Genomic DNA, 26881 nt, shown 5'->3' on the forward strand with positions numbered 1-26881 from the left:
TGGTCTGGAATCAGGGGGTCGCGGTGCTGGCCTGGACGAGCAGGCCCTGGATCTCCGCCGGGCTCAGCAGGCGGTTGGGGATCAACTCGCCGCCTTGCACATGGGCGCTGCCCAACAGAATGCGACGTGAGGAATCTTGTGGGGCTGCCGGATGCGGGCCATAAACCCGAACCTGCGGCATATTGCCCAAGGACACCCGCCGACGCAATCCCGTGAGAAAGCGGGCGGCCTCGGCCTCGGGCAGATTGACATCCGGCCAATCGGCCAGCAACACATCGGCTGGACGCAACAGGCGGTCTCGTTCGGTATCGGTCATGGTTTGCAGCGCCTCCAGGGTGATGGCGTCCTCCAGGGACACCCCGCCACTGCCCGTGCGGCGCAATCCAATCAGGTGAGCGCCGCACCCGAGGTGTTCACCAATGTCCTGGGCCAGCGTTCGGATGTAGGTGCCTTTGCTGCAACGCACGTCGATCATCAGGGCATCATGGTCGGCGCTGAGGATGTCAATCGCATGAATCACCACGCGGCGGGGCTCACGCTCGATCTCGATGCCTTCGCGGGCATATTCGTACAGCGCACGCCCGGCGTGCTTGAGCGCCGAGTACATCGGCGGCACCTGCTCGATCGGGCCCACAAAGGCCTGACAGGCCAATGACAGCCGGTCAGGCGTCACCATGTCGGGCAATACCTCGCGACGCTGCATGACCTCACCTTCGGCATCGCCGGTGGTGGTGGTCTCACCCAGCCTCAATGTGGCGGTGTAACGCTTGTCGGCGTCCAGCGACACCTGGGAAAACTTGGTGGCGGCACCAAAACACAAAGGCAACAAACCCGTGGCCAGGGGATCGAGTGTGCCGGTGTGGCCGGCTTTTTCGGCCCTGAACAAGCGTTTGACCTTCTGCAAAGCATCGTTGCTCGACAGCCCCAAAGGCTTGTCAAGCAGCAGCACGCCATGCACCTGCCGCCGAGGCAGCCGTGCAGGACGCGCAGTGATCGATGCGTTGGCGTTGCTCACGATTCCCCGTCATCCTTGGCCTTGTCGGCCACCGCCCGGCTGATGAGGGCGTTGAGCTCGGCCGCACGCTCGGTGGTGCGGTCGAAGTGAAAGTGCAAGGTGGGCACCGTGTGGATCTGCAGGCGCTTGAACAGGCCATTGCGCAGGAAGCCCGCGGCCTCGTTCAAACCGGCCTCGCACTCGGTCGGGTCACCGATCAACAGCGAAAAGTAGACCTTGGCGTGCGCATAGTCCGGCGTGACCTCCACATTGCTGAGGGTGACCATGCCGATGCGCGGATCCTTCAGTTCACGGATGAGTTCGGCCAGATCACGCTGGATCTGGTCAGCGACACGCAGGCCGCGGTTGGGAATGGATCGTTTATGGCGCATGGTGAACTCCAGCGGGACCGCATCAGGGCGCTCGGGCCGCCCCCTTTCAAGCACAAACCCCGCCTGGGGTCAGGCGGGGCTGCAGGGGATGGCGTCGCAACCGGCTTACAGGGTACGGGCCACTTCCTTGATTTCGAAGAACTCGAGGACGTCGCCTTCCTTGATGTCGTTGTAGCCCTTGATGTTGAGGCCGCACTCGAAGCCCTCGCGAACTTCCTTGACATCGTCCTTGAAGCGCTTGAGGCCTTCCAGCTCGCCGGTGTAGATGACCACGTTGTCGCGCAACAGGCGCAGTCGGGCGTTGCGACGCACGACGCCGTCGGTGACCATACAACCCGCGATGGTGCCGATCTTCGAGGCCACGAACACCTGACGGATCTCGGCCGAGCCGATGATCTCTTCGCGCTGCTCGGGGGCCAGCATGCCGCCCATCGCTGCCTTCACATCGTCCACGGCGTCGTAGATGATGTTGTAGTAGCGGATGTCCACGCCATTGTGCTCGGCCACCTTGCGGGCATTGGCGTCCGCACGGGTGTTGAAGCCAATCAGCACGGCCTTCGAAGCGATCGCCAGGTTGACGTCGGACTCGGAGATGCCACCCACAGCGGCATGCACCACCTGCACACGCACCTCGTCGGTCGACAGCTTGAGCAGGGACGTGGCCAGCGCTTCTTGCGAGCCCTGGACGTCGGCCTTGATGATGAGCGGCAGGGTTTGGACGTCGCCGCCCTGACCCATTTGCTCGAACATGCTCTCCAGCTTGGCGGCCTGTTGCTTGGCCAGCTTGACATCGCGGTACTTGCCTTGACGGAAGGTGGCGATTTCACGGGCGCGGCGCTCATCGGCCAGCACCATGAACTCATCACCAGCCGACGGCACATCGGTCAGACCCTGGATTTCAACCGGGATCGACGGACCTGCCTCATTGGCGGGCTTGCCGTCTTCGTCCAGCATGGCGCGAACGCGACCATACGAAGCCCCGGCCAGCACCACATCACCACGCTTGAGCGTACCCGACTGCACCAGCACCGTGGCCACCGGGCCGCGGCCCTTGTCCAGACGCGCTTCGATCACCAGGCCCTTGGCCATGGCTTCCTTGGGCGCGGTCAGCTCCAGCACTTCGGCTTGCAGCAGCACGTTTTCCAGCAGTTCATCGATGCCTTGCCCCGTCTTGGCCGACACCGGACAGAACGGCGATTCACCACCATAGGCTTCGGGCACCACCTGCTCGGCGATCAGCTCTTGCGTCACGCGCTCGAGGTTCACACCGGGCTTGTCGATCTTGTTGACCGCCACCACGATGGGCACACCAGCCGCCTTGGCGTGGTGGATGGCTTCCTTCGTTTGCGGCATGACGCCGTCGTCGGCCGCCACCACCAGGATGACGATGTCGGTGGCCTTGGCGCCACGGGCACGCATGGCCGTGAAGGCTTCGTGACCCGGGGTGTCCAGGAAGGTGATCATGCCGCGCGGTGTGTCCACATGGTAGGCACCGATGTGCTGCGTGATGCCACCCGCTTCACCAGCGGCCACACGAGAGGTGCGGATGTAGTCCAGCAGCGAGGTCTTGCCGTGGTCGACGTGACCCATGACGGTGACCACCGGCGCGCGGGGGAACACCTCCGCGCCTTGCTGGGCGTGTTCTTCTTCCAGGAAGGCGTCCGGGTCGTCCAGCTTGGCCGCGAAGGCCTTGTGGCCCATTTCTTCGACCAGGATCATGGCGGTTTCCTGATCCAGTTGCTGGTTGATGGTGACCATCTGACCCAGTTTCATCAACTGCTTGATCAGCTCCGTGGCCTTGATGGACATCTTGTGCGCCAGATCGGCCACCGAGATGGTTTCCGGAACGTGCACCTCGATCACTTGAGGCTCTGTGGGCGGCACAAAATTGGATTGGCTGTCGCCACGGTCGCCGCGACGGCCACCCTTGCCACCGGGGGCCTTCCAGCCGTTGCGGCTGCCAGACGACGCGTCAGAACGGCCCTTGGCCGGCGCGCCACGCTTCTTGGTGTCGTCGGCCCAGCTCGATGAGAGCTTCTCGGACTTCAACGACTTCTTGTCGCCCGGCTTGGCGCCAGCGCCGGCCGTGGTCGCACCAGGTGCGGCCTTGGGCTTGTGGATCGTGCCCTTGATGCCGGCGGCATCGGCGGGCTTGACTTCCTCGGGCTTCTTGGCCGTCAGCACCTTCTTGGGTGCATTCATCATGGCGCGAATGGCCGCAGCCTCGGCCTCGGCAGCCTTGCGGCGACGCTCCAGGTCGGCCAAGCGCTTTTGCTCTTCGGCTTCAATGTCGGCCGCCTTGACCACGCGAACGGCAGGCGCAGCCTTGGGCGCCTCTGCGGCGTCCGTGGCCTTGTCCGCCTCTGCGGTCTTGGCAGGTTCGGCCTGCGGCGCGACCTCAGGGGCCGCCTCTGCGACCGGCTTGGCCTCGGCCTTGTCTTCAGGTGCACGCAAGGTGCCGCCCTTGGCCACGCGCTGAGCGGCCGCCGTCAATGCAGCAGCTTCCGCCCGAGCGGCCTGCTGGGCTGCAGCGCGACGGGCTGCAACGGCCTCACGCTCGGTGTCATCTTCGCTCACATCACCAGCGGGCACAGCAGCGGCGGCCTTGGCGGCCGCTTCACGCTCGGCAGCCTCACGGGCGGCGCGCTCGGCGGCTTCGCGGGCACGGGCCTCGGCTTCTTCCCGCTCACGACGCTCTTGCTCCTCGCGCACACGGCGAGCTTCGGCCAGCTCGGCTTCCTGCTGGCGAAGGGCCTCCGCCTGGGCACGGGCCTCTTCTTCACGCCGCATGAGGTCAGCGTCGGCGGTGGTTTCACTGCCGTCTTCGCGCTTGACGAACACGCGCTTTTTCTTGACCTCGACCTGGATGGTCCGGGCCTTGCCAGAGGCGTCTGCCTGCTTGATTTCGGTGGTCGACTTGCGAGTCAGTGTGATCTTCTTGCGATCACCGCCGGCGGTGCCGTGAGCGGTGCGCAGGTGGTCCAGCAGGCGCTCCTTGTCGGCTTCCGTGAGCACGTCTTCGGGCGATGCCTTGGGCACGCCCGCAGACTGTAGCTGCTCCAGCAGTGTCGCTGCCGGGCGGTTCAATTCCGCGGCAAATTGTGCGACGGTGGTCACGGCCATTGTTCAGATCCTTGCGATGAGCTTGCGTAAAAATTGTGGCGGCGTCAGTGGGACGAGGTCGATCAGGCGAACCAGTGTTCGCGGGCCTTGAGGATCAAGGCGCGGGCCTGTTCATCGGAAACCCCGGTCATGTCGGTGAGCTCGTCCACCGCCAGGTCAGCCAGGTCGTCACGGGTATGGATGCCGGCCTCGGCCAGCTTGGCAATCAGCTCGGGCGTGAGGCCGTCGAGACCCTTGAGGCTCTCGGACAGGGCTTCCACCTCTTCTTCCTTGGCGATCTCCATCGTCAAGAGCGCGTCCTTGGCGCGGTTGCGCAGCTCGTTGATGGTGTCTTCGTCAAAGGATTCGATGGACAGCATTTCCTGGATGGGCACATACGCCACCTCTTCCAGGCTCGTGAAGCCTTCGGCGATCAGGATGTCGGCCACCTCTTCGTCCACGTCCAGCTTGTCGACGAAGAGCTTGCGCACGCCTTCGCTTTCGACCGCCTGCTTCTGAGCCGACTCTTCGGCCGTCATGATGTTGATGCGCCAGCCGGTCAGATCAGAGGCCAGACGCACGTTCTGACCACCACGGCCAATGGCGATGGCCAGGTTTTCTTCATCCACGACGACGTCCATGGCGTGCTTTTCTTCGTCCACAAAAATGGACTGCACGTTGGCAGGCGCCAGGGCACCAATGACGAACTGGGCAGGGTCTTCAGACCACAACACGATGTCCACGCGCTCACCAGCCAGCTCGTTGGTCACGGCCGTCACACGAGAACCACGCACGCCCACGCAGGTGCCGATGGGGTCGACACGCTTGTCGTGCGACAGCACGGCGATCTTGGCGCGCGAACCGGCGTCACGGGCGCAGCTCTTGATGTCCAGCAGGCCCTGTTCGATTTCAGGCACTTCCTGGCGGAAAAGCTCGATCATGAACTCGGGCGACGAACGCGACAGCATGATCTGCGGGCCACGCTGGGTGGGGTCCACGCCCAGAATGAAGGCACGAACACGGTCGCCCGAACGCAGGTTTTCCTTCGGGATCATCTCGGTGCGCTTGAGGCGGCCTTCCACACGGCCCGACTCCACGATCACATCGCCCTTGTCCAGGCGCTTGACGGTGCCCACGAAGATGCGTTCGCCACGCGACAGGAAGTCGTTGAGCAGTTGCTCGCGCTCGGCATCGCGGATCTTTTGCAGGATGACTTGCTTGGCGGCTTGAGCACCGATGCGACCGATGGGCACGGATTCAACGGACTCTTCGATGTAGTCACCCACGTCGATGTCGTCGATGCGATCACGCGCATCCGAGAGAATTTCTTCGGAATCGGGGTTTTGCAGACCGGCCTCGTCGGGCACGACCAGCCAGCGGCGGAAGGTTTCGTACTCACCCGTGTCACGGTCGATGGACACGCGGATGTCAACCTCGCCGGTGTAGAGCTTCTTGGTGGCCGAAGCCAACGCCAGCTCGACCGCACCGAACACCACATCGCGCTCCACGCTTTTCTCGCGGGAGATGGCGTCCACCAACATCAGCAATTCACGATTCATTTCTTCTGACCTCCGAGTTCTTCCGCCTCATCAACGGCAACCTGACCTGCTGCGGGCTGCGCCGCAGCTCTGCGCCCTTTGAAGCTCACGACGGGCACCAGGCGTGCCTCGCGGATCTCATCGAGCGTGAAACCCATGACCTGATCGACCTCTTCGCTGACCGGCGCTTCGCCTTTGGCCATCGCCTTGGCCTGCTTCTTGGCCGCAGTGCGAGACAAAGGCGCCTTGGGCTGCGCCGGCGCCAGCAACAAACCCCATGCCTGCCCCGCTTCAATCTGCTCTGGCGTGCCATCAGGAGACGCGCACAACACACCCTTGTAGTGCTTGCGCCCCTGGAAGGGATGCTTCAGTGCAATCTCGATTTGCTCGCCGATGAATCGGGCGAAATGCGCCGGCGTCTTCAAGGGGCGGTCCACGCCCGGCGAAGACACCTCCAGCCGGCTGTAGTCTGCATCGACGGTTTCGAGCGCATACTGCAACTGGCGGGTCACCTTTTCGCAGTCGTCCACCGTGACCAGATCGCCCGGCAGGTCGTAGGCTTGATCAGGCAGGCGGTCGATGTAGACGCGCAACAAGCCCTGGGAACTGCGTTCGCAGTCCACCAGTTCAAAACCGAGCCCCGTGACGGTGCTCTCGATCAGGTTCAACCAGGACGACATCCAGCGGCGAGATTCAACAAAAAAGAGTCGAGCAAAAAAAATGGGCTGGAAAAATCCGCCCACACGTGAAAACACGAGACGAACTGCTTCGCGCAGGACACCTGGCACCGCAGTACGACACAACGCGTCAGCGGCCAGCGGGCGCCTGCCCAAAGAGCCAAACCAGGATTTTACCCTGAGGAACGACCTCGGACAAGGCTACCCCCCTAAATTCCTTGAAGATGCGACACCCGTGCCAAAATCCGGCCTGATTCAGATCACCATATTGGAGCGTTCATGGGTTTTCTTGCTGGCAAGCGCCTGCTCATCACCGGCCTGCTGTCCAACCGTTCGATCGCCTACGGCATCGCCCAGGCCTGCCACCGCGAAGGCGCTGAGCTGGCCTTCAGCTATGTGGGCGAGCGCTTCAAGGACCGCACCACCGAGTTTGCCAAAGAGTTCAACTCCGAGCTGATTTTCGATTGCGACGTGGGCAGCGACGAGCAAATCGCCCAGATGTTTGCCGACCTGGCGAAGGTGTGGCCCACGTTTGACGGATTCGTCCACTCGATCGGCTTTGCCCCCCGCGAGGCCATCGCAGGCGACTTCCTGGACGGGCTGTCGCGCGAAGCTTTTCGGGTGGCCCATGACATTTCGGCCTACAGCTTTCCGGCCATGGCCAAGGCAGCTCTGCCCTACCTGAACCCCAAATCCGCCCTGTTGACGCTGTCGTACCTGGGCGCTGAACGCATCGTGCCTGCCTACAACACCATGGGACTGGCCAAGGCATCGCTGGAGGCGTCGGTGCGCTACACCGCGGCCAGCCTGGGCCCCAGGGGCATCCGCGTCAATGGCATCTCGGCCGGGCCGATCAAGACACTGGCCGCCTCGGGCATCAAGGGTTTCAGCAAGATTCTGAGCGTGGTTGAACAAAATGCCCCACTGCGCCGCAACGTGACCATCGAAGACGTGGGCAATGTGGCCGCATTCATGCTGTCTGACCTGGCCGGCGGCGTGACCTCGGAGATCACCTATGTGGACGGCGGGTTCAGCCACGTGATGGGCGGCTTGGGCGACCTGAGCGAATGAGGCGCTCAAGGCACGCCTTACACGCCTGACACGGCGTGCCTGAGGCGCCATGCGGCGGGCGTGAGCCCCGTGTGCCGCTTGAATATCCGCCCGAACGCGACGCGGTCGGCATAGCCCACCGCTTCGGCCACGTCGGCCACCGGCAACCGTCCGCCCTCCAGCAGGGCTTGCGCGCGCGCCAGCCGCAAAGCCTGCTGGTACTGCAAAGGTGACACGCCCGTGGCCGCCAGAAAGCGCCGCTGCAGGGTTCTGACACTGACGTGGATGCGCTCGGCCAGATCATTGAGTGACAGTGGCACAGCGCAATCGGCCTCAATCTGATCCTGTAATCGGCGGATGTCAGCGTCTGCATGACGGCGCCAGCCGGGTGGCGGCATGTACAGCGACTGCGGGCCGCGATCCAGTTCGGTGACCAGCATGCGGGCAAGTTGCCTGGCGGTTTCGCGGTCAGTCAGCGCCTGGATAGCGCGCAAACAGGCATCCACACCCGCCAGCGATCCCCCTGAGCACCACCACCCGCCCTGCGGCGCCGTCCCATCGGCCCCGTCAGCCCCGTCGGTCCCTTCAAATTGGGCCAGATTCAAGGTCGCGTCCACCGCCACAGCCGGGTGTCGCGCTTGCAGATCGTCGGCCAGCATCCAGTGGGTGGTGGTCACATGCCCATCCAGCCGCCCCGTGGCGGCCAACAGGAACACACCAGAGCACAAGGTGACGACACGGATGGATGCCGGCAACGACCGCAAGGCATCGATCACACGAGGATGGCTGGCGGCCGCGGCCGGGCCCTGTGTCCACAGCGATGGGATCACCACCAGGGTGGCCTCGGAAAGCCGCTCCGGCCCGCCCTCCACGGCCAGCAGGCCATCCGGGTGAGCGACCGGCGCGCCATCCTCACTCACCCGAATGAGCTCGAAGCGATGAGGGCCAGGCATCTGGTTGCCCATGCGAAACACGTCAAGCACCAACCCCACACTGCCCAGACTGTGCTGGGGACAGATCACCACCGCGATGCGGTGTCGCTGCCGGGGTGCCCGCACACCGCCGCTGGCGGATGCACCAGAAGGTGTGCTCCGATGATTGTCCATATCAGCCTCAAAGATGTCATTTACGACAATACCACGGGCACCGCTGGATCCGCACAATGGCGCGCATGTTCCAGCCCCCTGCGCGTGACGCACACACCATGCATCGGCCCATCCTGCACCATTACAACGAGTCCCCCTATGCCGAAAAAGCCCGCCTGATGCTGGGCTACAAGGGCCTGGCCTGGCGCTCCGTGAAGGTGCCCCGCATCGCGCCCAAGCCAGACCTGACGGCCTTGACGGGGGGCTACCGCAAGGTGCCGGTGCTGCAAATGGGCGCCGACGTTTATGCCGACACCCGCCTGATCGCCGAAGTGCTTGACGGGCTGACACCCTCCCCTCCGCTGACAGCGCGTCGTGGGCATTTTGACGACGTCATCGCGCACTGGGTGGACAACGTGCTCTTTGGCAAGGCGGTGGGCTACACCTTTGGCGCATTGGCCGACGTGCTGCCGGAGGCTTTGCTGGCCGACCGTGCCGCCTTGCGCGGCGCCCCGCTGGATCGCGCGGCGCTCAAGCAAGCACTGCCAACCATCACGCAAGAGTTGACAGGCCTCATGGGATGGCTGGGCACCGCGCTGGGTGGCACCTCGCCCTTTGTGAACGGCAGCACCCCTGGCAATGGCGATTTCACCTTGTACGCCACCTTGTGGTTCATGCAAAACGGCGGATTCGATTTCTCTCACTGCCCTGCGGCGCAGGCCTGGATGGGGCGCATGGCGGCGTTCGGCCATGGAGAGCGGCAGGAAATCTCGGCTGAAGAGGCTTTGATCGAAGCCGCTGCGGCCCTGCCCGCCCCCTTGCCTTGCGAGCCCTTCACCCCCGAGAGCGGCGGGCTGCAAGCCGGCCAAACCGTGGTGGTCACGCCCGAACAACTGGGGCGTGGCACGAGTGTGACCGGGGCCCTGGTGAGCTTGCTGAATCACCGCATGACGCTTCGTCTGCACACGGCGCGCTGCGGCGAGGTGCATGTGCACTTTCCGCGCGCAGGTTACCGGATTGAACCCGTTTGAGACTGCGCCATGCGCGCCCATGCCATGCCAACCCTGACGCTCTATACCTTTGCCATGTCTCACTACAGCGAAAAGATCCGCTGGACGCTGGACGTGAGCCACATCGCTTACCGAGAAGTCTGCCTGAGCCCGGCCTTCCACATCGCACCGGCCCTGCGCATGGGGGGGCGCGGCCAGACCACCTTGCCCATCATTCAAGGCGATGGCGAGTCGGTTCAGGACAGCCCCCGCATCCTGCGCTGGTTGCAGGCCCACCATGGCCCGCTGGCCGTGATGCCCTCGGAGTTCGATACCTTGCTGCGCGATGTGGAGCGCCGAATCGATGCCATCGGCAAAGATGTGGCGCGGCTGCTTTATGCAGGCGCCTTTGGGGTGGCCGACGAGCACATCCTCAAATTGTGGACCGACCATGCCAGCCCGCTGCAGGCCGCCTTCATCCGCACGTCGTATCCGATCATGCGGTGGGTGTTCAGGCAAAAGCTGCAGATCAAGCCGCGGCGCGTGGCGCTGGCCAGGCAACGCATCGCCGAGACGCTGGATTGGCTGGAGCGGCAATTGTCCAACGGTCGCATCCACCTGGTGGGCGAAAGCCTGACCGTGGCCGACATCACCGCCGCATCGCTGCTGGCACCGCTGGCCTGCCCGGACCAACACCCGGTCTATGGTGATCCGGCGTACCGCGAGGGCATGCGCATGGCCCTGCAGGAATGGGCGGACCGCCCGGCCATCGCCTGGGTGTTGCACATGTATGCACAACATCGTGGTCCCATGCGGGGTGGCGCGCTCCAGGTGCCGCAGAACAGGCAGAATGGGTCTTGAAGGAGACCATGACATGAACCAGGACGAGATGAAAGCCCTGCTGCAGACACTGCACACCGAACTGGCTGCCCGCCCCCAGGTGGATGCCGCCACCCGTGAGGCTCTGCAAGCGCTGGATGCCGACATCCAGCGGGTGCTGGCGCAATCGGGTGCGGCAGCCAACGACCCTCAAGGCCCTGGCGAACAGGATGACATCACCGTGCTGGCGCAAACGCTGGAAGCCCGCCTGGAGGCGGATCATCCCGTGTTGGTGGGCACGCTGCGCGATCTGATGGACCGCCTGGGCAAGATGGGGATCTGAGTTGGTCCGCGCTCACTGAGCCAAGGCCTGGCCAAGATCGGCCAGGCTGGCTGCCACCAGGGTGCGGGTGTAGGCGTGCTGCGGCTGCGTGAGCACCTGCTGCACCGGCCCGTGCTCGACCACCTGGCCCGCCTTCATCACGATCACGTCGTGGGCCATGGCCGCCACCACCTCCACATCGTGGGTGATGAGCAGGTAGCTCAGGCCCCGCTCGCGCTGGAAGCGCTGCAACAGGGCCAGGATCTGTTTCTGGATGGTCACGTCCAGGGCGCTGGTGGGCTCGTCCAGCACCAGCACCTGCGGCTCGACGATCAGCGCCCGCGCCATGGCCAGACGCTGGCGCTGGCCACCCGAGAACTCGTGCGGGTAGCGCGACAACAGGCGAGGAAACTGGGCCTCGGTCAGACCCACCTCGGCCAGCATGGCCTCCACGCGTGCGCGACGTTGCGCCGCATCCACCTCCGGGTGGTGAATGAGCAGCCCCTCGCCCACCAGCTCTTCCACCGTCATGCGGGGTGAGAGTGACGAGAACGGGTCCTGAAACACCACCTGCACCTGCCGCCGCAAAGGTTTGTCGCGCCGGGGCTGGTGCTGCCAGGCCTGGCCCATGACGGTCAGCCCCCCTTCGGCGGGCTGCAAACCCAGCGCGGCCAGCGCCAGTGTGGATTTGCCAGAGCCTGATTCACCGATCACGGCCAGCGTGTGACCGGCCTTGAGCTGGAAGTTGACGCCGCGCACCGCATCGAACCGGCCGGAGCGGAACCAACCCGCCACACCGGGGCGGGGCACCTTGTAGCCCACGTCCACGCCCTGCCCTTGCACCTGCACGACCGCATTGGCGGGGGGCTGGTAAGCGGTGTCGCGCAATGGGCGGCTGTCCAGCAGCTTGCGGGTGTAGGGGTGCTCAGGGGTGGTAAACACGGTTTGCACCGGGCCGGTTTCCACCAGCACGCCGCGCTCCATCACGGCCACGCGGTCAGCAAAGTGGCGCACCAGGTGCAGGTCGTGCGTGATCATGAGCACCGCCATGCCATGTTGACGCTGCAAATCGGCCAGCAGATCGAGGATCTGGCCGCGCAGGGTCACATCCAGCGCGGTGGTGGGCTCGTCGGCCAGCAAGAGCTTGGGCTGACAGGCCAGTGCCATGGCGATCATGGCCCGCTGACGCTGCCCACCCGACAACTGGTGGGGATAGGCCTGGGCCCGGCGCGCCGGCTCCGGGATGCCGGTGGTGGCCAGCAACTCCACCGCACGGCGCCAGGCTTCCTTGCGGGTGGTGAGCTGGTGCAGCTCGATCACTTCGGCGATCTGGTCGCCAATCGTGTACAGCGGGTTCAGCGCCGTCATGGGCTCCTGAAAGATGACGGCCACGTCGCGGCCGCGCACCTCGCGCAGGCTGGGCTCGTCCAGGGCCAAGAGGTCGCGCCGCCCTTCGGGCGTGTTGAGCCAGGCCTGGCCGCTCACCTGGGCCTGGGGCAGCAAGCGCAGCAGGCTGAGCGCCGTGATGCTCTTGCCCGAACCCGACTCTCCCACCAGGGCCAGTTTTTCGCCCGGGGCGATCTGCAGGTCCAGCCCATGCACCACGGGCTTGCCGGCAAAGCCCACCTGCAGGCCACGCACATCGAGCAAAGGCACGGGGCCACTCATCACATCTGCTCCTTGCGGGGGTCCAGCGCATCGCGCAGGGCATCGCCCATGAAGGTCAACAACAGCAAGGTGCTCACCAGCACCGCGAAGGTGGACAGCGAAATCCACCAGGCGTCGAGGTTGTTCTTGCCCTGCTCCAGCAATTCGCCCAGGCTGGGGGTGCCCAGCGGCACGCCCAGGCCCAGAAAGTCGAGCGAGGTGAGCGCCAGAATGGCCGCGCTCATGCGGAACGGCAGGAAGGTGACCACGGGCGTCATGCTGTTGGGCAGGATGTGGCGGCGGATGACCTGCCAGTTGCTCAGGCCCATGGCACGGGCGGCACGCACGTAATCCAGCTGGCGGTTGCGCAAGAACTCGGCGCGCACGTAATCCGACAGGCTGATCCAGCCGAACAGGCTGAGCAAGAGCAGCAGCAGGCCCAGGCTGGGCGAAAACACCGCCGAGAAGATGATGAGCAGGTACAGCTCGGGCATGGAGCCCCAGATCTCGATGCCGCGCTGCATCAAGAGGTCGGTGCGCCCGCCATAAAAGCCCTGGATGGCCCCCACCACCACACCCAGCAGCACGCCAATCGCCGTCAGCGCCAGGCCAAACAGCACCGACACGCGAAAGCCATACAGCAGGCGCGCGAACACATCACGGCCTCGGTCGTCAGTGCCCAGCCAATTCTCGGCCGATGGCGGCGCCGGGTTGGGCGAGGACGCAAAGTAGTTGATGGTGCTGTGGTGCGATCGGTTCAGCGGGTACAGCGCCCAGTTGCCGGGTTGCTGGAACTGCTCCAGGATGAAGGGGTCGAGGTAGTCGGTAGAGGTTTCGAAATCACCGCCGAAGGTGGTTTCGGGCAGGTCTTGCACCACGGGCACAAACCACTGGCCCTGGTAACGCGCCAGCAGGGGCTTGTCGTTGGAGATCAGCTCGGCCACCAGGCTGAGCACCACCAGCGTCACAAACAGCACCATGCTCCAGTAACCCAGGCGGTTTTGTTTGAACCGCAGCCAGGCGCGCCGGGATGGCGACAGGCCCAAGGGCACGGCCGGGGCCACAGAAGTGGAAGGGGTAGGCATCGTGGCGCTGCTCATGCTCAACCGTCCAGCTTCACACGGGGGTCGACCCACACATAACAAAGATCACTGATGAGCTTGGTGAACAAGCCGATCAGGGTGAACAGGTACAAGGTGCCCATGACCACGGGGTAGTCACGCCGAATGACCGACTCGTACCCCAACAGGCCCAGGCCATCCAGGGTGAACAGGGTTTCGATCAGCAGCGAGCCCGCAAAGAAGGCACCAATGAAGGCCGCCGGGAAGCCGGTCACCAGGGGGATGAGGGCGTTGCGGAACACGTGCTTCCACAACACGCGGCGCTCGGCCAGGCCTTTGGCGCGGGCGGTGAGCACGTACTGCTTGCGGATCTCGTCCAGAAACGCGTTTTTGGTGAGCATGGTGACCACGGCAAAACTGCCCAGCACGCTGGCCGTGACCGGCAATGTGATGTGCCAGAGGTAATCCACCACCTTGCCCCACAGGCTGAGTTCTTCCCAGTTGGCTGAGGTGAGCCCGCGCAGCGGGAACCACTGCAGGAACGAGCCGCCCCCAAACAGCACCAGCAAGGCCACGCCCAAGACGAATCCTGGGATGGCATAGCCCGCCAGCACGAGCAGGCTGGTCGTCATGTCAAAGCGTGAGCCTGCCCGCACCGCCTTGGCGATGCCCAGCGGCACCGACACCAGGTAGCTCAGAAAGAAGGTCCACAGCCCCAAGCTGATGGAGACGGGCAGCTTTTCCTTGATCAGCGTCCACACATCCTTGTGATGCACAAAGCTGCGCCCCAGGTCGAAGGTGGCGTACGACACCACCATGTCCACGAACCGCACATGCGCAGGCTTGTCAAAGCCGTACAACTTCTTGAGCTCTTCCACCTGGGCTGGGTCCACCCCCTGACGCCCACGATAGTCAGAGGCCGGACCAGCCTTCTCGCCGCCGGTGGTGCGCGCGTTCAGTTGTGACAGCACCTGCTCCACCGGCCCGCCCGGCACGAACTGGATCACGGTGAAAGTGAGCAACAGCACCCCCAACAAGGTGGGCACCATCAGCAATAGACGTTTGAGGATGTAGGCCCACATCAGCGGCTCCACCAGGTGGCCATGGCCCAGACGTCGGGCCGGTAATAACTGGGCGGCGCCTCGGGCATGCCGAAGCGCCCTCCCCGGTACGCCACCCGGTAGGTGTTGGAGTACCAGTGGAAGATCGTGTAATGCCCGTGGCGCAGCACGCGGTCCAGCGCGCGGGTCAGCACGGCGAGTTCGGCCCGCGATTGCACACTGGCGATGCGGTCCAGCAAGGCATCGACCGCCGGGTCGGACACGCCCATCAGGTTGGACGAACCCTCAACCTGGGCCATGGACGAGTGATAAAACTGGCGCAACTCGGCCCCGGGGATGAGCCGTGCCGGCAGGGCCAGGCTGACGGCCTCGAACTCAAAGCGCTTCATGCGCTTTTCGTACACGGCATAGTCCACCACCCGGTAGCTGGCCTGGATGCCCAGCTTCTGCAGGTTGCGGATCATGGGCGCCACCACGCGCCCCATGCTGGGCGAGTTGTCCAGAAACTCGATGGTGAGCGGCTGTCCGCGGTCATTGACCAGCTTGCCTTCGCGCAAGCGCCAACCCGCCTGGGCCAGCAGATCGCGGGCCTGGCGCAGGTTGCCGCGCAAGGAGTTGGGCGGCGCGGTGTTGGCCGGCTGGGGCACCGGCTGGGTGAACACCGCCGCGGGCAGGCGCGCACGCAGCGGGTTCAGCAGCGCCAGCTCATCCTCGCCCGGCAGGCCCTTGGCTTCATATTCGGTGTTGGTGAAGTAGCTGTTGAGCCGGGTGTAGATGTTGTAGAACAGCTGCCGGTTCATCCATTCGTAGTCCATGGCCATGCCGATGGCCTGACGCACGCGCGGGTCTTTGAACTTGTCCAGCCGGGTGTTGAAAATGAAGCCCTGGAAGTTGGCCGGGTTGCCGTGGGGCAAGGTTTGCTTGACCAGCTCGCCCGAATCGAACTTGCGCCCCTTGTACTGGCGCACCCAGTCTTTGGCGATGTAGGACTGGATGAAATCGAACTCACCAGCCTTGAAGCCTTCGAACGCCGACACGTTGTCGGTGTACATCCGGTAGGTGATGCGGTCAAAGTTGAACAAGCCCTTGCGCACGTTCAGATCTTTGCCCCAGTAATTGGGGTCGCGCTGGTAGGTGATGTCGCGGTTGTTGACCACGCGCCCGATTCGGTATGGCCCCGACGCAATGGGATGCTCGGTGATGATCTGATCGAAGGGCTTGGCCTGGCCATTGACCATGCCCCATCGGTGGCTGAACACCGGCAGGCCGCCCACGATGAGGGGAAGCTCCGCATCCTTCTGATGGAATTCGAAGCGCACGGTGCGTTCGCCAGTCACGACCAGGCGCTTGACGCCCGAAAAATACGCCGGGTACTGCGGCGACACGGCCTTGCTGGTCAGCACGTCAAACGAGTGCTTCACATCCTTGGCCAGCACCGGGTCGCCATTGTGGAAACGCGCCCGGGGGTTGAGCCTGAAGGTCACGCTCAGGCCATCGGGTGCCACGCTCACATCCTCGGCCAGCAGGCCGTAAGCGGTGGCGGGCTCGTCCATGGTGCCCACCAGCAGGGTCTCGAACACCAGCGCCTCCAGGCCGGGTGGCGACGTGCCCTTGAGGGTGAACGGGTTGTACTTGTCAAAGCTGTTGGCGATCAACGGGGCCACCAGGGCCATGGTGCCGCCCTTGGGGGCCTGGGGATTGACGTAGTCAAAGTGGCTGAAGTCTGCGGGGTACTTGATGTCGCCAAACTGCGAATAGGCGTGGGCCGCCACCGACCACCGAGGCACCAAGGCCAGGCACAGGCCCAGCACCAGCCCGGCCAGGGCCCATGCCCAGCCGTGTCGGCCCTGTGAATGCGCTGACCGCGCTGACTGCTTCACCACCTGCCTGCCGATGATCAAACCCGTTCCTCCAAGGTGTCGCACTGAAATCCTGCTCAACTAGCCTACCAGAGCACCAAAGCGTCACGCCCCTCGACCACCACATGCACTTTGCGACCCACGGGCAAGGTCACTTTCACCGGCACGTGGCCAAAGGGCAGCCCGGTGAGGATGGGCGCGCGTGTGTGCTGCCGCACATGGGCCACCATGCACTTGAGGGTGTAGCCGCGGTCCAGCGGCGACTTGCGGTAGCCCGTGAACTGGCCCAGCAGCACCGCCTTTTGGGCATCCAGCACGCCCGCTTGTTGCAACTGCAGCAGGCAACGCTCGACACGGTAAGGGTGCTCGTTGACATCCTCCAGAAACAAAACACCGCCCTTGACCTTGGGAAAGTGCGGCGTGCCCAGCAAGGACACCAGCACACTCAGGTTGCCGCCCCACAGGGTGCCTTGCACGTCCAGACCGTCAAAACCGGCCTCGGTGCGAAAGCCTGTGGCCTCCAGCAAGCCGGTGACGGCCTCGGCAAAACAAGCCTGGGTGACGTCATCACCACCGTCTGGCTGGCTGGCATCGCCAAAATCACCACAGGCCATTGGCCCGGCCCACAGCCCGGCGGTCACGCCATGCCCCACCCTGCTCGGGCCCGCGGCCTTGTGCGCCATGGCCGCCAGGTGAAAGGCCGTGAGATCGCTGTAACCCACCCAGGCGGTGCCCTGCTCAACGCTGCGGGCCACGAGCGACCAGTCGATGCGGTCCAGCAAACGGGTCAACCCATATCCACCGCGAGTGGCCAGCGCCACGTCGGGCGCCAGGGTGGCCACCCGATGGACCGTGCTCAGACGCATGTCGTCATCGCCGGCGAAACGCTGGTGACGCGCCAGCGCCGACTCATCGAGTGCGGCCTCAAACCCCATGGCCTTGAGGCGCTTGACGGCACGACGTGCCGAGGCCGCCTGTGGCACGACGCCCGCCGGGCTGTACACCAGCACCGACCCCAACGGGTGGGCGTGATCAGAACATTCAGATGGGTGCACAAATACCTCGACAAAAACGCGCAGCACCTGAGTCTACGGGCTGCGGTGCCATGGGCAGCCGCGCTGGTGCACGGTGTTGTGCATGCCCCCGCATTCCTTATCAACTTTTCAATTAACAATAAAACAAAATATCTGTTTTTCTTATATAAGAGCATGGAAAGAATGCCTGCACCTCACCACCCCGTCGCACCATGAATTTTCAACAACTCCGCTCTGTGCGCGAAGCCGTTCGTCAGGGGTTCAACCTGACCGACGTCGCGCAGGCATTGCACACGTCTCAGCCAGGCGTCAGCCGCCAAATCAGAGAGCTTGAAGATGAGCTGGGCGTGGCGCTGTTCATCCGCTCAGGCAAGCGGCTGCTGGGGCTGACGGAACCCGGTGAACATGTGCTGCCCCTCATCGAACGCATGCTTCAGGATCAGGACAACCTGCGGCGCGCCTCCTGCGACTTTGCCTCCACCCATGCAGGCCCCCTGTCGGTGGCCGCAACACACTCGCAAGCACGCTATGCGTTGCCATCGGCGGTGCGTGATTTCCGGCAACTTTATCCGGCGGTCACGCTGAACCTGCATCAAGGCTCTCCGCGGCAGGTGGCCGAGATGCTCTTGACGGGTGAGGCCGACATCGGCATCGCCACCGAAGCCCTCACCCAGTACGACGAGCTGGTGACACTGCCTTGCTACCGCTGGACGCACAGCGTGGTGGTGCGCCCCGATCACCCGCTGACCGACGGGCAGGCCCTGACATTGGAGCGACTGAGCCGCTACCCACTGATCACCTACGATGCCGGCTACACCGGCCGCTCGCACATCGACAGCGCGTTCGAGCATGCGGGACTGAGTCCATCCATCGTGCTGAGCGCCATGGATGCCGACGTGATCAAGACCTATGTGGACTTGGGGCTGGGCGTGGGCATCGTGGCGTCCATCGCTTATGACGACCAGCGCGATCAGCATCTTCGTGCCATCGATGCCGGGCACCTGTTTGCCGTCAACACCACCCGCCTGGCGTTCAAGAGGGGACGGTTCTTGCGCAGCTATGTGTACGCTTTCATCGAAGCCTTTGCACCGCCCTTGACGAAGCCGGTGGTGCAAGAGGCGATGGGGCGCTCATGAGGTCGCGGCGGGCTCGAATTGACGCACCTGGCGCGGCTGCAGGTAAACCGTGTGCCCCACCGTCAACCACCCCTGGTCACGCCAGGCGCGATACGCCGCGCGGGGCAGGTCCACATCGACCGGCTCATCGCCATCGATGCACCGAAACGTGAGTCGTGAGGTGCCGCCGGTGGACATGACGTGCTGCAGCACCGCAGGCAGTGCACCCGGCACAGGCTGCGCATGCACGTCGATGTCATGAGGCCTCACATAGCGAACTGGCGAGCCATCCAGCCGGTTCACATCCCCGAGAAACTCGACCACAAAAGCGCTGGCAGGTTGGTCATAGACGTCCTCGGGCAAACCTTCCTGCTCGATGCGCCCACGGTTCATCACGATGATGCGGTCGGCAACTTCCATGGCCTCATCCTGATCGTGCGTGACGAAGACCGTGGTCAATCGCATCTCGTCATGCAGTTGACGCAACCAGCGGCGCAGTTCTTTGCGCACTTTGGCATCCAGGGCACCAAACGGCTCATCCAGCAACAACACCCTGGGCTCGATCGCCAGAGCCCGGGCCAGCGCAATCCGCTGGCGCTGCCCACCAGACAGCTGGTGGGGATACCGGTTTTGGGTACCGTCCAGCTGCACCAGCTGCAGCAGCTGATGCACCCGCTCCCTGATCAGACCTTCGTCAGGCCGAGCAGCCTTGGGACGCATCCTGAGCCCGAACGCCACATTGTCAAACACCGACATGTGGCCAAACAGCGCGTAGTGCTGAAACACGAAGCCCACCCGCCGATCGCGGACAGGCACGTGGGTGGCGTCCTCGCCATGCAAAAAAACCGAGCCGGCGTCGGGCTGCTCCAAGCCCGCCATCACGCGCAGCAAACTGGTCTTGCCTGACCCAGACGGCCCCAGCAAGGCCACCAGTTCACCAGAGGGCACGTGCAGGTTCAAGCCATCGCAAACCGTGACCGAACCGAACCGCTTGACCAGATGCTTGACATCGATGCTCATGGCATCGATTAAAACACCGTTCGCCGATCTTCAGGAATGGCGCGCCGCACGGGCCTTCAGCAGCGCCACGCACTCGAGCACCCCCACCACGCACGCCAGACCCAGGGCCATCCAGGAGGCCCACCGCTTACCTCGTCGCTTTGCTTTCATCGACACCTCCCAGGCTGTGCGCCCCGATCCGGATACCGGGATGATTCAGCGCGCTGATGACAAGACCATGACAGCGAACTCCGACAGGCCAGAGGTAAGCCCGAGCCGGGCCGCTGTCGTCAATTTGTCATCCAGGCATCGGACACTGGTTGATTGTCATGATGGCTGGCCTGTCGCTTGCACACCCCCACACCCCTGCCCGAGCTGGAAGAACTACAACGCCTGACCGAGATGGGCGCGCAGCACGTGGATGCACGAACGCTGTGCTCCATGGTGGTCAAGGGACACCTGTTGCAGGTTGATGCCCTGCTGCTGGGCCAGCCGGACCCGGCGGCGCCTGCCGTGGTGTTCGTGGGCGGTGTGCATGGTCTTGAACGCATCGGCGCCCAGGTGGTGCTGGCCTACCTGGCGCAGGTGGTTCAGCGCCTCAAGTGGGATGAAGCCCTGCATGACCTCCTCAAGCGCGTGCGCATGGTGTTCGTGCCGGTGCTCAATCCAGGCGGGCTGCTGCTGGGCACCCGGGCCAATCCACAGGGGGTGGATCTGATGCGCAATGCCCCGGTGGACGCCCTGGAGCCCCCCCCGTGGCTGGTGGGCGGGCAACGCATCAGCGCCACCTTGCCCTGGTACCGTGGGCCTGCCGGTGAGGCAATGCAGCCAGAAAGCCAGGCCCTGTGCGAACTCCTGGCCCAGGACGTCTTGCAGCGACCGCTGACCATCGCCATCGACTGCCACTCGGGTTTCGGCATCCAGGATCGGCTGTGGTTTCCATACGCCCACACGCGCGAGCCCATGGCGCAGTTATGGGCCTTGCATGCCCTGCACCGCATCTTTCAGCAAACGCATGCGCACCACCCCTACATTTTCGAGCCTCAAAGCGCGCAGTACCTGACCCACGGCGACCTGTGGGATCACCTGTGTCTGCAGGCCCAGGCCCAGCACCCAGGCCGCTGGCTGTTGCCGCTGACCCTGGAGATGGGATCATGGCTGTGGGTCAAGAAAAACCCGCGTCAGTTGTTCAGCCGGCACGGCATCTTCAACCCATTGATCGCACACCGACAGCAACGGGTGCTGCGTCGGCACCTGGGCTTGCTGGACTTCATGGCGCGGGCAGCCGCCAGCCATGCACGCTGGCTGCCCGCCGAAAGCGAGCGCGCCCTGCACCAACGACAGGCCATTGCACGCTGGTATGCCGAGGCACCCCGCGCAGGCACGCGCACGCACACTCACACTGGCACGCACGGAGGACCGAGCCCATGAACCAAGACACCTGGGTGCTGCTGCGTGGATTGACGCGTGGACAAGGTCACTGGGGCCGCTTTCCTGCGCAACTGCAGGCGGCCCTTCCACCCGGGAGCGTGGTGCTCACCCCCGACATGGCCGGCAATGGCCAACGCCACACAGAACGCAGCCCCGACACCGTCAGCGACCTGCTGGACGATCTGCGCGCCCAACTGCCCCCATCCAGCGGCCCCTTCAGGGTGCTGGCCATGTCATTGGGCGCCATGGTGGCCGCACATTGGGCGCACACCCACCCGCAAGAGTTGCGCAGCGCCGTGCTCATCAACACCAGCCTGCGTCCCTTCAGCCCGTTCTGGCAACGCCTGCGGCCGCGCCAATATCCCCGCATCCTTCGGCTGCTGATCACGCAACCTGATCCCGCCGTCTGGGAGCGCGCCATCCTGCGCATGACCAGCCGCCAGGCCGTCCAGCCCGATGCCGTGCTGCACGAGTGGGTGCGCCTGCGCACACAACACCCGGTGAGCACCCGCAATGCCCTGGCTCAACTGAGGGCGGCCATCGGCTACCGCGCACCCGCTGCGCCGCCGCCCGTGCCGCTGCTGCTGCTCAACGGTCAGGGCGACCAACTGGTGCACCCCGACTGCTCAAGCCGACTGGCTCACGCCTGGCAATGCCCGCTGCTCAGGCATCCCACGGCGGGGCATGATCTTCCGTTGGATGACCCTGAGTGGGTGATCCAGCAAGTGACGGAGTGGATGCCTCGCGCTTGACCGGCAGGGCCTCGGCCGCCGACAGCCCCATGGGCTGCTCACCACCCAGGGCATCTACCAGATCAGGAATCAGCTCGATCAGCTCGCCGGTGGCGATCGCCACATCCGCATCGAAACCCTGTGCATCGGCCTGCTGGCCCGTGCTTTCAAACACCACATCCAGCAACGCCACCTTCTTGAGCTGCATGGACTCGGTGAGCGTGAACGAGCACCGGTCGCGCCAGGTCAGCGACAGGCGCGTGGGCACCTTGCCCGCCGTGATGTGCTGACGCACCTCATCGATGTCCAGCGGATGCCTGGCATAACGCACCACCGACTTCATCGCGTCAGGCGCTTTCAGCTCGCACTCGCGGTCCACCGTGAAGCCCTGCGGGGCCTCGCCCGTGCCCAGCCAGTGGGCCATGGCCACCGCAGGCGACATCTCGGTGTGCAGCAGCGACAGGGACAGGCCATCGATCTGCTTGATGAGCAGCGTGACCACCTCATCGGCCCGGGCCTGACTGCCGGTGTCCAGCATCAGCAAGCGCTCACGCGGTGACCACCACACCCAGGTGCCAGACTGCTTGGTGAAGGCGCGGGGCAGCAGTTCCAGCAGGGCTTGCTCTTTGAGCTCTTTGCCCAGCTTCTTGCCCGGCTTGCGTCCCGTGGTCTGCTCGATCTCGCGGGCCATTTCGTCCACGCGACGCTTGACCACCGCACCGGGCACCACCCGCTGCTCGGTTTGCAGGCGCATCACCCACTGCCCATCGATCGACTCAACCAGGGGCGCATGGGCCTCGCCACGCGGCTCCACCCAGCCCATGGACTTTGGCTGCGTGGCGCCGCAGGCCACGAAACGCCCACGAGACAAGGCCTCTTCCACGGCCGACAGATCGGGAGCACTGTCGGCCCCCACACGGTAGACGGTCAGGTTCTTGAACACAACGATCCTTCAGCCAGCGGCCTTTGAATGCACGGCCACAAAAGAAAACGCCCCTGACGAATCAGGGGCGCTCTGGTCTTGGCGGAGACGAAGGGATTCGAACCCTTGATGCAGGTTTTGCCCACATACTCCCTTAGCAGGGGAGCACCTTCGGCCTCTCGGTCACGTCTCCAGCAATCTTCGCATTCTAGCCCAGTTTGCGCTCATTGCCGGGCGTTGTACTCAAAACAACGCCCCCAAAACTGTCTGAAAACTCAGGCCTTGGCCTCGTCAAGACCGAAGGCCTTGTGCAGAGCGCGCACCGCCAGCTCCATGTACTTTTCGTCGATCACGACAGACGTCTTGATCTCGGAGGTCGTGATCATCTGGATGTTGATGCCCTCGTCAGACAAGGTCTTGAACATCGTCGAGGCGATGCCCACATGGCTGCGCATGCCGATGCCCACGATCGACACCTTGCAGATCTTGGGGTCGCCCACGATTTCACGGGCACCCAGAGCCGGTTGCACCTGTGTCTGCAGCAACTCCATGGTCTTGGCGTAATCACCACGCGGCACCGTGAACGAGAAATCGGTCTTGCCATCGTGCGAAACGTTCTGAATGATCACGTCCACATCGATGTTGGCGTCGGCCACCTTGCCCAGAATCTGATAGGCAATGCCGGGCGTGTCAGGCACGCCAACCACAGTGATCTTGGCTTCTTCGCGGCTGAACGCGATGCCGGAAACAACGGCTTGTTCCATGTGTTCGTCTTCCTCAAAACTGATCAGGGTGCCGGACTTGGCCTCTTCATCCAGGTCGATGTCCCAGGGCGTGAAGCTGGAGAGCACGCGGGTGGGCACGCGGTACTTGCCTGCAAACTCCACCGAACGGATCTGCAGCACTTTGGAGCCCAGCGACGCCATCTCCAGCATCTCTTCAAAGCTGATCGACTTCATGCGTCGTGCCTCGGGCACCACGCGGGGATCGGTGGTGTAGATGCCGTCGACGTCCGTGTAGATCAGGCACTCGTCGGCCTTCAGCGCAGCCGCCACGGCAACGGCCGAGGTGTCCGAGCCGCCACGGCCCAGCGTGGTGATGTGACCGTCAGGATCCACGCCCTGGAATCCGGTGATGATGACCACCTTGCCCGCGGCCAGATCGGCGCGCACACGGACATCGTCAATGCTTTCGATGCGGGCCTTGGAGAATGCGGAATTCGTCTTGATGGGCACCTGCCAGCCGGCATAGCTGACGGCCTCCATGCCTTCGGCCTGCAATGCAATGGACAGCAGCCCCACCGACACCTGCTCGCCCGTGGAGGCAATCATGTCAAGCTCTCGGGGATTGGGCCGCTCGGAGAGTTCTTTGGCCAGGCCCAGCAGGCGGTTGGTCTCACCGCTCATGGCCGAGGGCACGACCACGATCTGATGACCCGCCCGCACCCACTTGGCCACGCGCTTGGCCACGTTGCGGATGCGCTCGGTCGAGCCCATCGACGTGCCGCCGTATTTATGAACGATCAGTGCCATGTCGGATGTGTGGATAAACTGCGGCGCGCACAAACAAAACGCGCGCCGCCAAACCTGCCATTCTAGCCCGTCGGCACCCCGGCGCGCCAGTCGACATCACGCGTTGTCAGACTGACCTGGGCTCGTGTCGTGCATTTCCGGGGCGAGCGCACGCCACATCACCTGCCATTGCGCCTGCCCTGGCGGGGCCAGCCAGCGGGCGTCCACCCCCAAGCCTGGCACCAGCACCAGCGCATCGCCCATCCACAACAACGGGGCATCACGCATCCACGCCGGCACACCCGCCGCCTGAAACTGTTTCTTGAGGCTGCGGGCAGGACGGCCAGGGGCGGCTTGCCAACGCTCGCCGCCCTGACGGGCCCTGGGCCTCAGCGCGGCCAGGATCTCGGAGGAAACGCCCCCGGACGCGACGGCCTGCACCTCCCAGACACCGGCGGTCTGCGCAAACCGCCACCACCCTGCCCCAGTCATGCCCTGCTCAGCCCAACGCCAGTGGCCCATGGGATTCGGTGGCCAGGCCTCATGCACCGTCCGCTCGACACTCAGCACCCCACGGTACAAGCGCAGCTTCAACTCTGGCCAATGGCCCGCCGTGCGCGAGGCCATCAACTGAGGAATTTCTTCGACCAGCCGGCGCAATTGGCCCGTGGTCGGACTGACACCCGCCTCACGCACCAGCCAATGCAACAGCGATTGCCGCCTCAGCGCTGCCGGCCATGTCAGCCAGCCGCTCAACGCCCAGGGCACCCCCTCGTCAGCAGGCAGCACCGAAGACGCCCAGGCCTGAACCACCGACTGGGCATCCGCCAGGCGGTCTGCCGTGTCAGCCAGCGCCTGTTCACCCTGCGGGAACGCCGCCGTCAAGGCGGGCCACACCTGTGTGCGCAGCCTGTTGCGCGCAAAGCGAGGGTCCGAGTTGCTGTCATCGTCCACGTGGGTCAAGCCATGCAGACGGCCGTAGACCTCGATGCGGCACCTGGGCTGGTTCAACCACGGCCGCACCCAGGCGATGCCCTCGCGATCCCGTCGTGTCGGCATCGCCGCCAGGCCCGCCAGGCTGCCGCCCCTGAGGGCTTGCAGCAAAACAGTCTCGGCCTGATCTTGTCGGTGGTGGCCCAGCAGCACCAGATCAATGTGCAAGCCATGGGCCATCTCGGTCAGCGCCTCGTAGCGGGCATGTCGCGCTGCGGCCTCCAGGCCATGAGGCGACGACGCCTCCACCGTGACCCGCCGAACCATCGATCTCACGGGCCACCCACGGGCGGCCCACGCCCGACACGACTGCTCGACATGCTGCGCCCAGTCATCGGCCCAATCACTCAGGCCGTGGTGCACATGCAAGGCCCACACCTCGATCGTCGCCGCCGCTTCACCGGGCGAGGCCACGCCTGGCGCGCCGAGCGCACGCGCCGCACGCACCGTGGCCAGAAGCAAGGCCATGGAATCACGGCCCCCGCTGCACGCCACCGCAACCCGCAGTGGCGCGCTCATCAATGCTCTTTGGTGTCGTTGAACCGACCGTAGCTTTGCAGGCGGTCGTAACGTGTCTGCAGCAAATCCTTGACCTTGAGGTCACTCACCTGGCGCAAGGCGTCGTTCAAGGCGCGCTTGAGGTTGGCGCAAGCCTGCTTGTGATCACGGTGAGCCCCGCCCACGGGCTCGCTGACGATCTTGTCCACCAACCCCAGGGCCTTGAGGCGATGCGCTGTGATGCCCAGGGCTTCTGCGGCGTCCGAGGCCTTGTCGGCCGTCTTCCACAGGATGGAGGCACACCCCTCCGGCGAGATGACCGAGTACACCGAGTACTGCATCATCAACACCTGATCGGCCACGCTGATGGCCAATGCGCCACCCGATCCGCCTTCGCCAATGATGGTGGTGATGATGGGCACTTCCAGCTTGGCCATCTCGAAGATGTTGCGCCCGATGGCCTCGGATTGATTGCGCTCCTCAGCACCGATGCCGGGGTAGGCGCCAGGCGTGTCCACGAACGTGAACACCGGCAGGCCAAACTTTTCGGCCGTTTGCATCAGCCGCAGGGCCTTGCGGTAGCCCTCCGGACGTGACATGCCGAAATTGCGCGCCGCCCGCTCTTTGGTGTCCCGCCCCTTTTGGTGGCCCAGCACCATGCACGGCTGTCCGTTGAAGCGGGCCAAGCCGCCCACGATGGACAAGTCATCGGCAAAGTGGCGGTCGCCATGCATCTCCTGGAAGTCCGTGAACAACTCGTTGACGTAATCCAGCGTGTACGGACGCTGCGGATGGCGGGCAATCTGCGTGACCTGCCACGGCGTCAAGCTGGAATAAATGTCTTTGGTGAGTTGCTGGCTCTTTTTGCTCAGCCGCTCGATCTCTTCCGAGATGTCGACGGCCGACTCACTTTGCACGTAGCGCAACTCTTCGATCTTGGATTCAAGCTCGGCGATGGGCTGCTCGAACTCCAGGAAATGCCGTTTGCTCATGACAAACATCCTTTCTTTGGGGGCCAGGTGCCATGCACCACCCCCGCTCAATATCGGCT

General features: G+C 64.2%; 23 protein-coding genes and 1 tRNA gene. 7 read left to right on the forward strand and 17 right to left on the reverse strand.

What is annotated here, in order from left to right:
* Positions 1 to 10: 10 nt before the first annotated feature.
* The 5 genes from truB to WNB94_RS15200 form a co-directional block, all read right to left on the reverse strand.
* A complete protein-coding gene (gene truB / locus WNB94_RS15180; protein WP_445819091.1) occupies positions 11 to 994 on the reverse strand; it encodes a tRNA pseudouridine(55) synthase TruB in 984 nt (327 codons plus the stop codon).
* A gap of 17 nt (positions 995 to 1011) precedes the next feature.
* Positions 1012 to 1386, reverse strand: coding sequence for a 30S ribosome-binding factor RbfA (gene rbfA / locus WNB94_RS15185; RefSeq protein WP_341391222.1), 375 nt, complete (start codon positions 1384 to 1386; stop codon positions 1012 to 1014).
* A gap of 105 nt (positions 1387 to 1491) precedes the next feature.
* Positions 1492 to 4509, reverse strand: a complete 3018-nt coding sequence (gene infB, locus WNB94_RS15190) for a translation initiation factor IF-2 (protein WP_341391223.1) — start codon at positions 4507 to 4509, stop codon at positions 1492 to 1494.
* A 62-nt stretch (positions 4510 to 4571) separates the two neighbouring features.
* Positions 4572 to 6047 (reverse strand): transcription termination factor NusA, encoded by a 1476-nt coding sequence (gene nusA / locus WNB94_RS15195; protein WP_341391224.1) that lies wholly within the window; start codon positions 6045 to 6047, stop codon positions 4572 to 4574.
* On the reverse strand, positions 6044 to 6706 hold the full coding sequence (locus WNB94_RS15200; RefSeq protein ID WP_341391225.1) for an LSm family protein: 663 nt from the start codon (positions 6704 to 6706) through the stop codon (positions 6044 to 6046). Before WNB94_RS15200 ends, nusA begins: the two co-directional genes overlap by 4 nt.
* Positions 6707 to 6982: 276 nt before the next feature.
* On the opposite strand from WNB94_RS15200, the gene fabI reads away from it, so the two are divergent.
* Complete coding sequence (fabI, locus tag WNB94_RS15205) at positions 6983 to 7774, forward strand: enoyl-ACP reductase FabI (protein WP_341391226.1); 792 nt, start codon at positions 6983 to 6985, stop codon at positions 7772 to 7774.
* A 17-nt stretch (positions 7775 to 7791) separates the two neighbouring features.
* Here fabI and WNB94_RS15210 read toward each other — a convergent pair whose 3' ends face one another.
* On the reverse strand, positions 7792 to 8859 hold the full coding sequence (locus WNB94_RS15210; RefSeq protein ID WP_341391227.1) for a GlxA family transcriptional regulator: 1068 nt from the start codon (positions 8857 to 8859) through the stop codon (positions 7792 to 7794).
* 65 nt (positions 8860 to 8924) lie between these two features.
* On the opposite strand from WNB94_RS15210, the gene WNB94_RS15215 reads away from it, so the two are divergent.
* From WNB94_RS15215 to WNB94_RS15225, 3 genes are read left to right on the forward strand one after another with little or no spacing between them, the layout of a single operon-like run.
* Positions 8925 to 9869: a glutathione S-transferase family protein gene (locus WNB94_RS15215; RefSeq protein ID WP_341391228.1), complete on the forward strand. Its 945-nt coding sequence runs from the start codon at positions 8925 to 8927 to the stop codon at positions 9867 to 9869.
* A 9-nt stretch (positions 9870 to 9878) separates the two neighbouring features.
* On the forward strand, positions 9879 to 10688 hold the full coding sequence (locus WNB94_RS15220) for a glutathione S-transferase family protein (RefSeq protein WP_341391229.1): 810 nt from the start codon (positions 9879 to 9881) through the stop codon (positions 10686 to 10688).
* Positions 10689 to 10701: 13 nt separating this feature from the next.
* Positions 10702 to 10989, forward strand: coding sequence for a DUF4404 family protein (locus WNB94_RS15225; protein ID WP_341391230.1), 288 nt, complete (start codon positions 10702 to 10704; stop codon positions 10987 to 10989).
* 12 nt (positions 10990 to 11001) lie between these two features.
* Here the strand turns inward: WNB94_RS15225 and WNB94_RS15230 are convergent, their stop codons facing one another.
* The 5 genes from WNB94_RS15230 to WNB94_RS15250 all read right to left on the reverse strand — a co-directional run bounded on the left by WNB94_RS15230 (position 11002) and on the right by WNB94_RS15250 (position 17651).
* Complete coding sequence (locus WNB94_RS15230) at positions 11002 to 12636, reverse strand: ABC transporter ATP-binding protein (RefSeq protein WP_341391231.1); 1635 nt, start codon at positions 12634 to 12636, stop codon at positions 11002 to 11004.
* On the reverse strand, positions 12636 to 13700 hold the full coding sequence (locus tag WNB94_RS15235; protein ID WP_341391232.1) for an ABC transporter permease: 1065 nt from the start codon (positions 13698 to 13700) through the stop codon (positions 12636 to 12638). The genes WNB94_RS15230 and WNB94_RS15235 overlap by 1 nt, the downstream gene beginning before the upstream one ends.
* 17 nt (positions 13701 to 13717) lie before the next feature.
* Positions 13718 to 14758: a microcin C ABC transporter permease YejB gene (locus tag WNB94_RS15240; RefSeq protein WP_341391233.1), complete on the reverse strand. Its 1041-nt coding sequence runs from the start codon at positions 14756 to 14758 to the stop codon at positions 13718 to 13720.
* Positions 14758 to 16620, reverse strand: a complete 1863-nt coding sequence (locus WNB94_RS15245; RefSeq protein WP_445819092.1) for an extracellular solute-binding protein — start codon at positions 16618 to 16620, stop codon at positions 14758 to 14760. Before WNB94_RS15245 ends, WNB94_RS15240 begins: the two co-directional genes overlap by 1 nt.
* A 62-nt stretch (positions 16621 to 16682) precedes the next feature.
* A complete protein-coding gene (locus WNB94_RS15250) occupies positions 16683 to 17651 on the reverse strand; it encodes an LD-carboxypeptidase (protein WP_341391235.1) in 969 nt (322 codons plus the stop codon).
* Between the two features lie 191 nt (positions 17652 to 17842).
* On the opposite strand from WNB94_RS15250, the gene WNB94_RS15255 reads away from it, so the two are divergent.
* Entirely contained in the window at positions 17843 to 18766 is a 924-nt protein-coding gene (locus WNB94_RS15255; protein WP_341391236.1) for a CysB family HTH-type transcriptional regulator, read from the forward strand.
* Here the strand turns inward: WNB94_RS15255 and WNB94_RS15260 are convergent.
* Positions 18761 to 19765, reverse strand: coding sequence for a sulfate/molybdate ABC transporter ATP-binding protein (locus WNB94_RS15260; RefSeq protein WP_341391237.1), 1005 nt, complete (start codon positions 19763 to 19765; stop codon positions 18761 to 18763). The genes WNB94_RS15255 and WNB94_RS15260 overlap by 6 nt on opposite strands.
* 327 nt (positions 19766 to 20092) lie before the next feature.
* Between WNB94_RS15260 and WNB94_RS15265 the strand changes: the two genes are divergently transcribed.
* The gene (locus WNB94_RS15265) at positions 20093 to 21175 is read left to right on the forward strand and encodes a M14 family zinc carboxypeptidase (RefSeq protein ID WP_445819086.1); all 1083 of its coding nucleotides are present in this window, start codon (positions 20093 to 20095) and stop codon (positions 21173 to 21175) included.
* Positions 21172 to 21927, forward strand: coding sequence for an alpha/beta fold hydrolase (locus tag WNB94_RS15270; RefSeq protein WP_341391238.1), 756 nt, complete (start codon positions 21172 to 21174; stop codon positions 21925 to 21927). Before WNB94_RS15265 ends, WNB94_RS15270 begins: the two co-directional genes overlap by 4 nt.
* On the opposite strand, the gene WNB94_RS15275 is transcribed toward WNB94_RS15270, so the two are convergent.
* The 5 genes from WNB94_RS15275 to WNB94_RS15295 all read right to left on the reverse strand — a co-directional run bounded on the left by WNB94_RS15275 (position 21839) and on the right by WNB94_RS15295 (position 26822).
* Entirely contained in the window at positions 21839 to 22849 is a 1011-nt protein-coding gene (locus WNB94_RS15275) for a recombination-associated protein RdgC (protein ID WP_341391239.1), read from the reverse strand. The two genes, WNB94_RS15270 and WNB94_RS15275, sit on opposite strands and share 89 nt — an antisense overlap.
* A gap of 79 nt (positions 22850 to 22928) precedes the next feature.
* Positions 22929 to 23021 (reverse strand) — tRNA-Ser (locus tag WNB94_RS15280).
* An 82-nt stretch (positions 23022 to 23103) separates the two neighbouring features.
* Positions 23104 to 24360 carry an aspartate kinase gene (locus tag WNB94_RS15285; RefSeq protein WP_341391240.1) on the reverse strand — a complete coding sequence of 419 codons (1257 nt, stop codon included), beginning with the start codon at positions 24358 to 24360 and terminating at the stop codon, positions 23104 to 23106.
* Between the two features lie 96 nt (positions 24361 to 24456).
* Positions 24457 to 25851, reverse strand: a complete 1395-nt coding sequence (tilS, locus tag WNB94_RS15290) for a tRNA lysidine(34) synthetase TilS (RefSeq protein ID WP_341391241.1) — start codon at positions 25849 to 25851, stop codon at positions 24457 to 24459.
* Positions 25851 to 26822 (reverse strand): acetyl-CoA carboxylase carboxyltransferase subunit alpha, encoded by a 972-nt coding sequence (locus WNB94_RS15295; protein ID WP_341391242.1) that lies wholly within the window; start codon positions 26820 to 26822, stop codon positions 25851 to 25853. The genes tilS and WNB94_RS15295 overlap by 1 nt, the downstream gene beginning before the upstream one ends.
* Positions 26823 to 26881 lie beyond the last annotated feature (59 nt).

The sequence above is a fragment of the Aquabacterium sp. A3 genome, assembly GCF_038069945.1.
Lineage (GTDB): Bacteria > Pseudomonadota > Gammaproteobacteria > Burkholderiales > Burkholderiaceae_C > Aquabacterium.

Bases quoted from the DNA above. Each gene is read 5' to 3' on its own strand.
- tilS (WP_341391241.1), bottom strand. From the start codon at position 25,851: ATGAGCGCGCCACTGCGGGTTGCGGTGGCGTGCAGCGGGGGCCGTGAT.
- WNB94_RS15215 (WP_341391228.1), top strand. From the start codon at position 8,925: ATGTTCCAGCCCCCTGCGCGTGACGCACACACCATGCATCGGCCCATC.
- rbfA (WP_341391222.1), bottom strand. From the start codon at position 1,386: ATGCGCCATAAACGATCCATTCCCAACCGCGGCCTGCGTGTCGCTGAC.
- WNB94_RS15200 (WP_341391225.1), bottom strand. From the start codon at position 6,706: ATGTCGTCCTGGTTGAACCTGATCGAGAGCACCGTCACGGGGCTCGGT.
- nusA (WP_341391224.1), bottom strand. From the start codon at position 6,047: ATGAATCGTGAATTGCTGATGTTGGTGGACGCCATCTCCCGCGAGAAA.
- WNB94_RS15260 (WP_341391237.1), bottom strand. From the start codon at position 19,765: ATGAGCATCGATGTCAAGCATCTGGTCAAGCGGTTCGGTTCGGTCACG.
- WNB94_RS15235 (WP_341391232.1), bottom strand. From the start codon at position 13,700: ATGCCTACCCCTTCCACTTCTGTGGCCCCGGCCGTGCCCTTGGGCCTG.
- WNB94_RS15255 (WP_341391236.1), top strand. From the start codon at position 17,843: ATGAATTTTCAACAACTCCGCTCTGTGCGCGAAGCCGTTCGTCAGGGG.
- WNB94_RS15210 (WP_341391227.1), bottom strand. From the start codon at position 8,859: ATGGACAATCATCGGAGCACACCTTCTGGTGCATCCGCCAGCGGCGGT.
- WNB94_RS15285 (WP_341391240.1), bottom strand. From the start codon at position 24,360: ATGGCACTGATCGTTCATAAATACGGCGGCACGTCGATGGGCTCGACC.
- WNB94_RS15225 (WP_341391230.1), top strand. From the start codon at position 10,702: ATGAACCAGGACGAGATGAAAGCCCTGCTGCAGACACTGCACACCGAA.
- fabI (WP_341391226.1), top strand. From the start codon at position 6,983: ATGGGTTTTCTTGCTGGCAAGCGCCTGCTCATCACCGGCCTGCTGTCC.
- WNB94_RS15220 (WP_341391229.1), top strand. From the start codon at position 9,879: ATGCGCGCCCATGCCATGCCAACCCTGACGCTCTATACCTTTGCCATG.
- WNB94_RS15270 (WP_341391238.1), top strand. From the start codon at position 21,172: ATGAACCAAGACACCTGGGTGCTGCTGCGTGGATTGACGCGTGGACAA.
- WNB94_RS15295 (WP_341391242.1), bottom strand. From the start codon at position 26,822: ATGAGCAAACGGCATTTCCTGGAGTTCGAGCAGCCCATCGCCGAGCTT.
- WNB94_RS15240 (WP_341391233.1), bottom strand. From the start codon at position 14,758: ATGTGGGCCTACATCCTCAAACGTCTATTGCTGATGGTGCCCACCTTG.
- WNB94_RS15230 (WP_341391231.1), bottom strand. From the start codon at position 12,636: ATGAGTGGCCCCGTGCCTTTGCTCGATGTGCGTGGCCTGCAGGTGGGC.
- infB (WP_341391223.1), bottom strand. From the start codon at position 4,509: ATGGCCGTGACCACCGTCGCACAATTTGCCGCGGAATTGAACCGCCCG.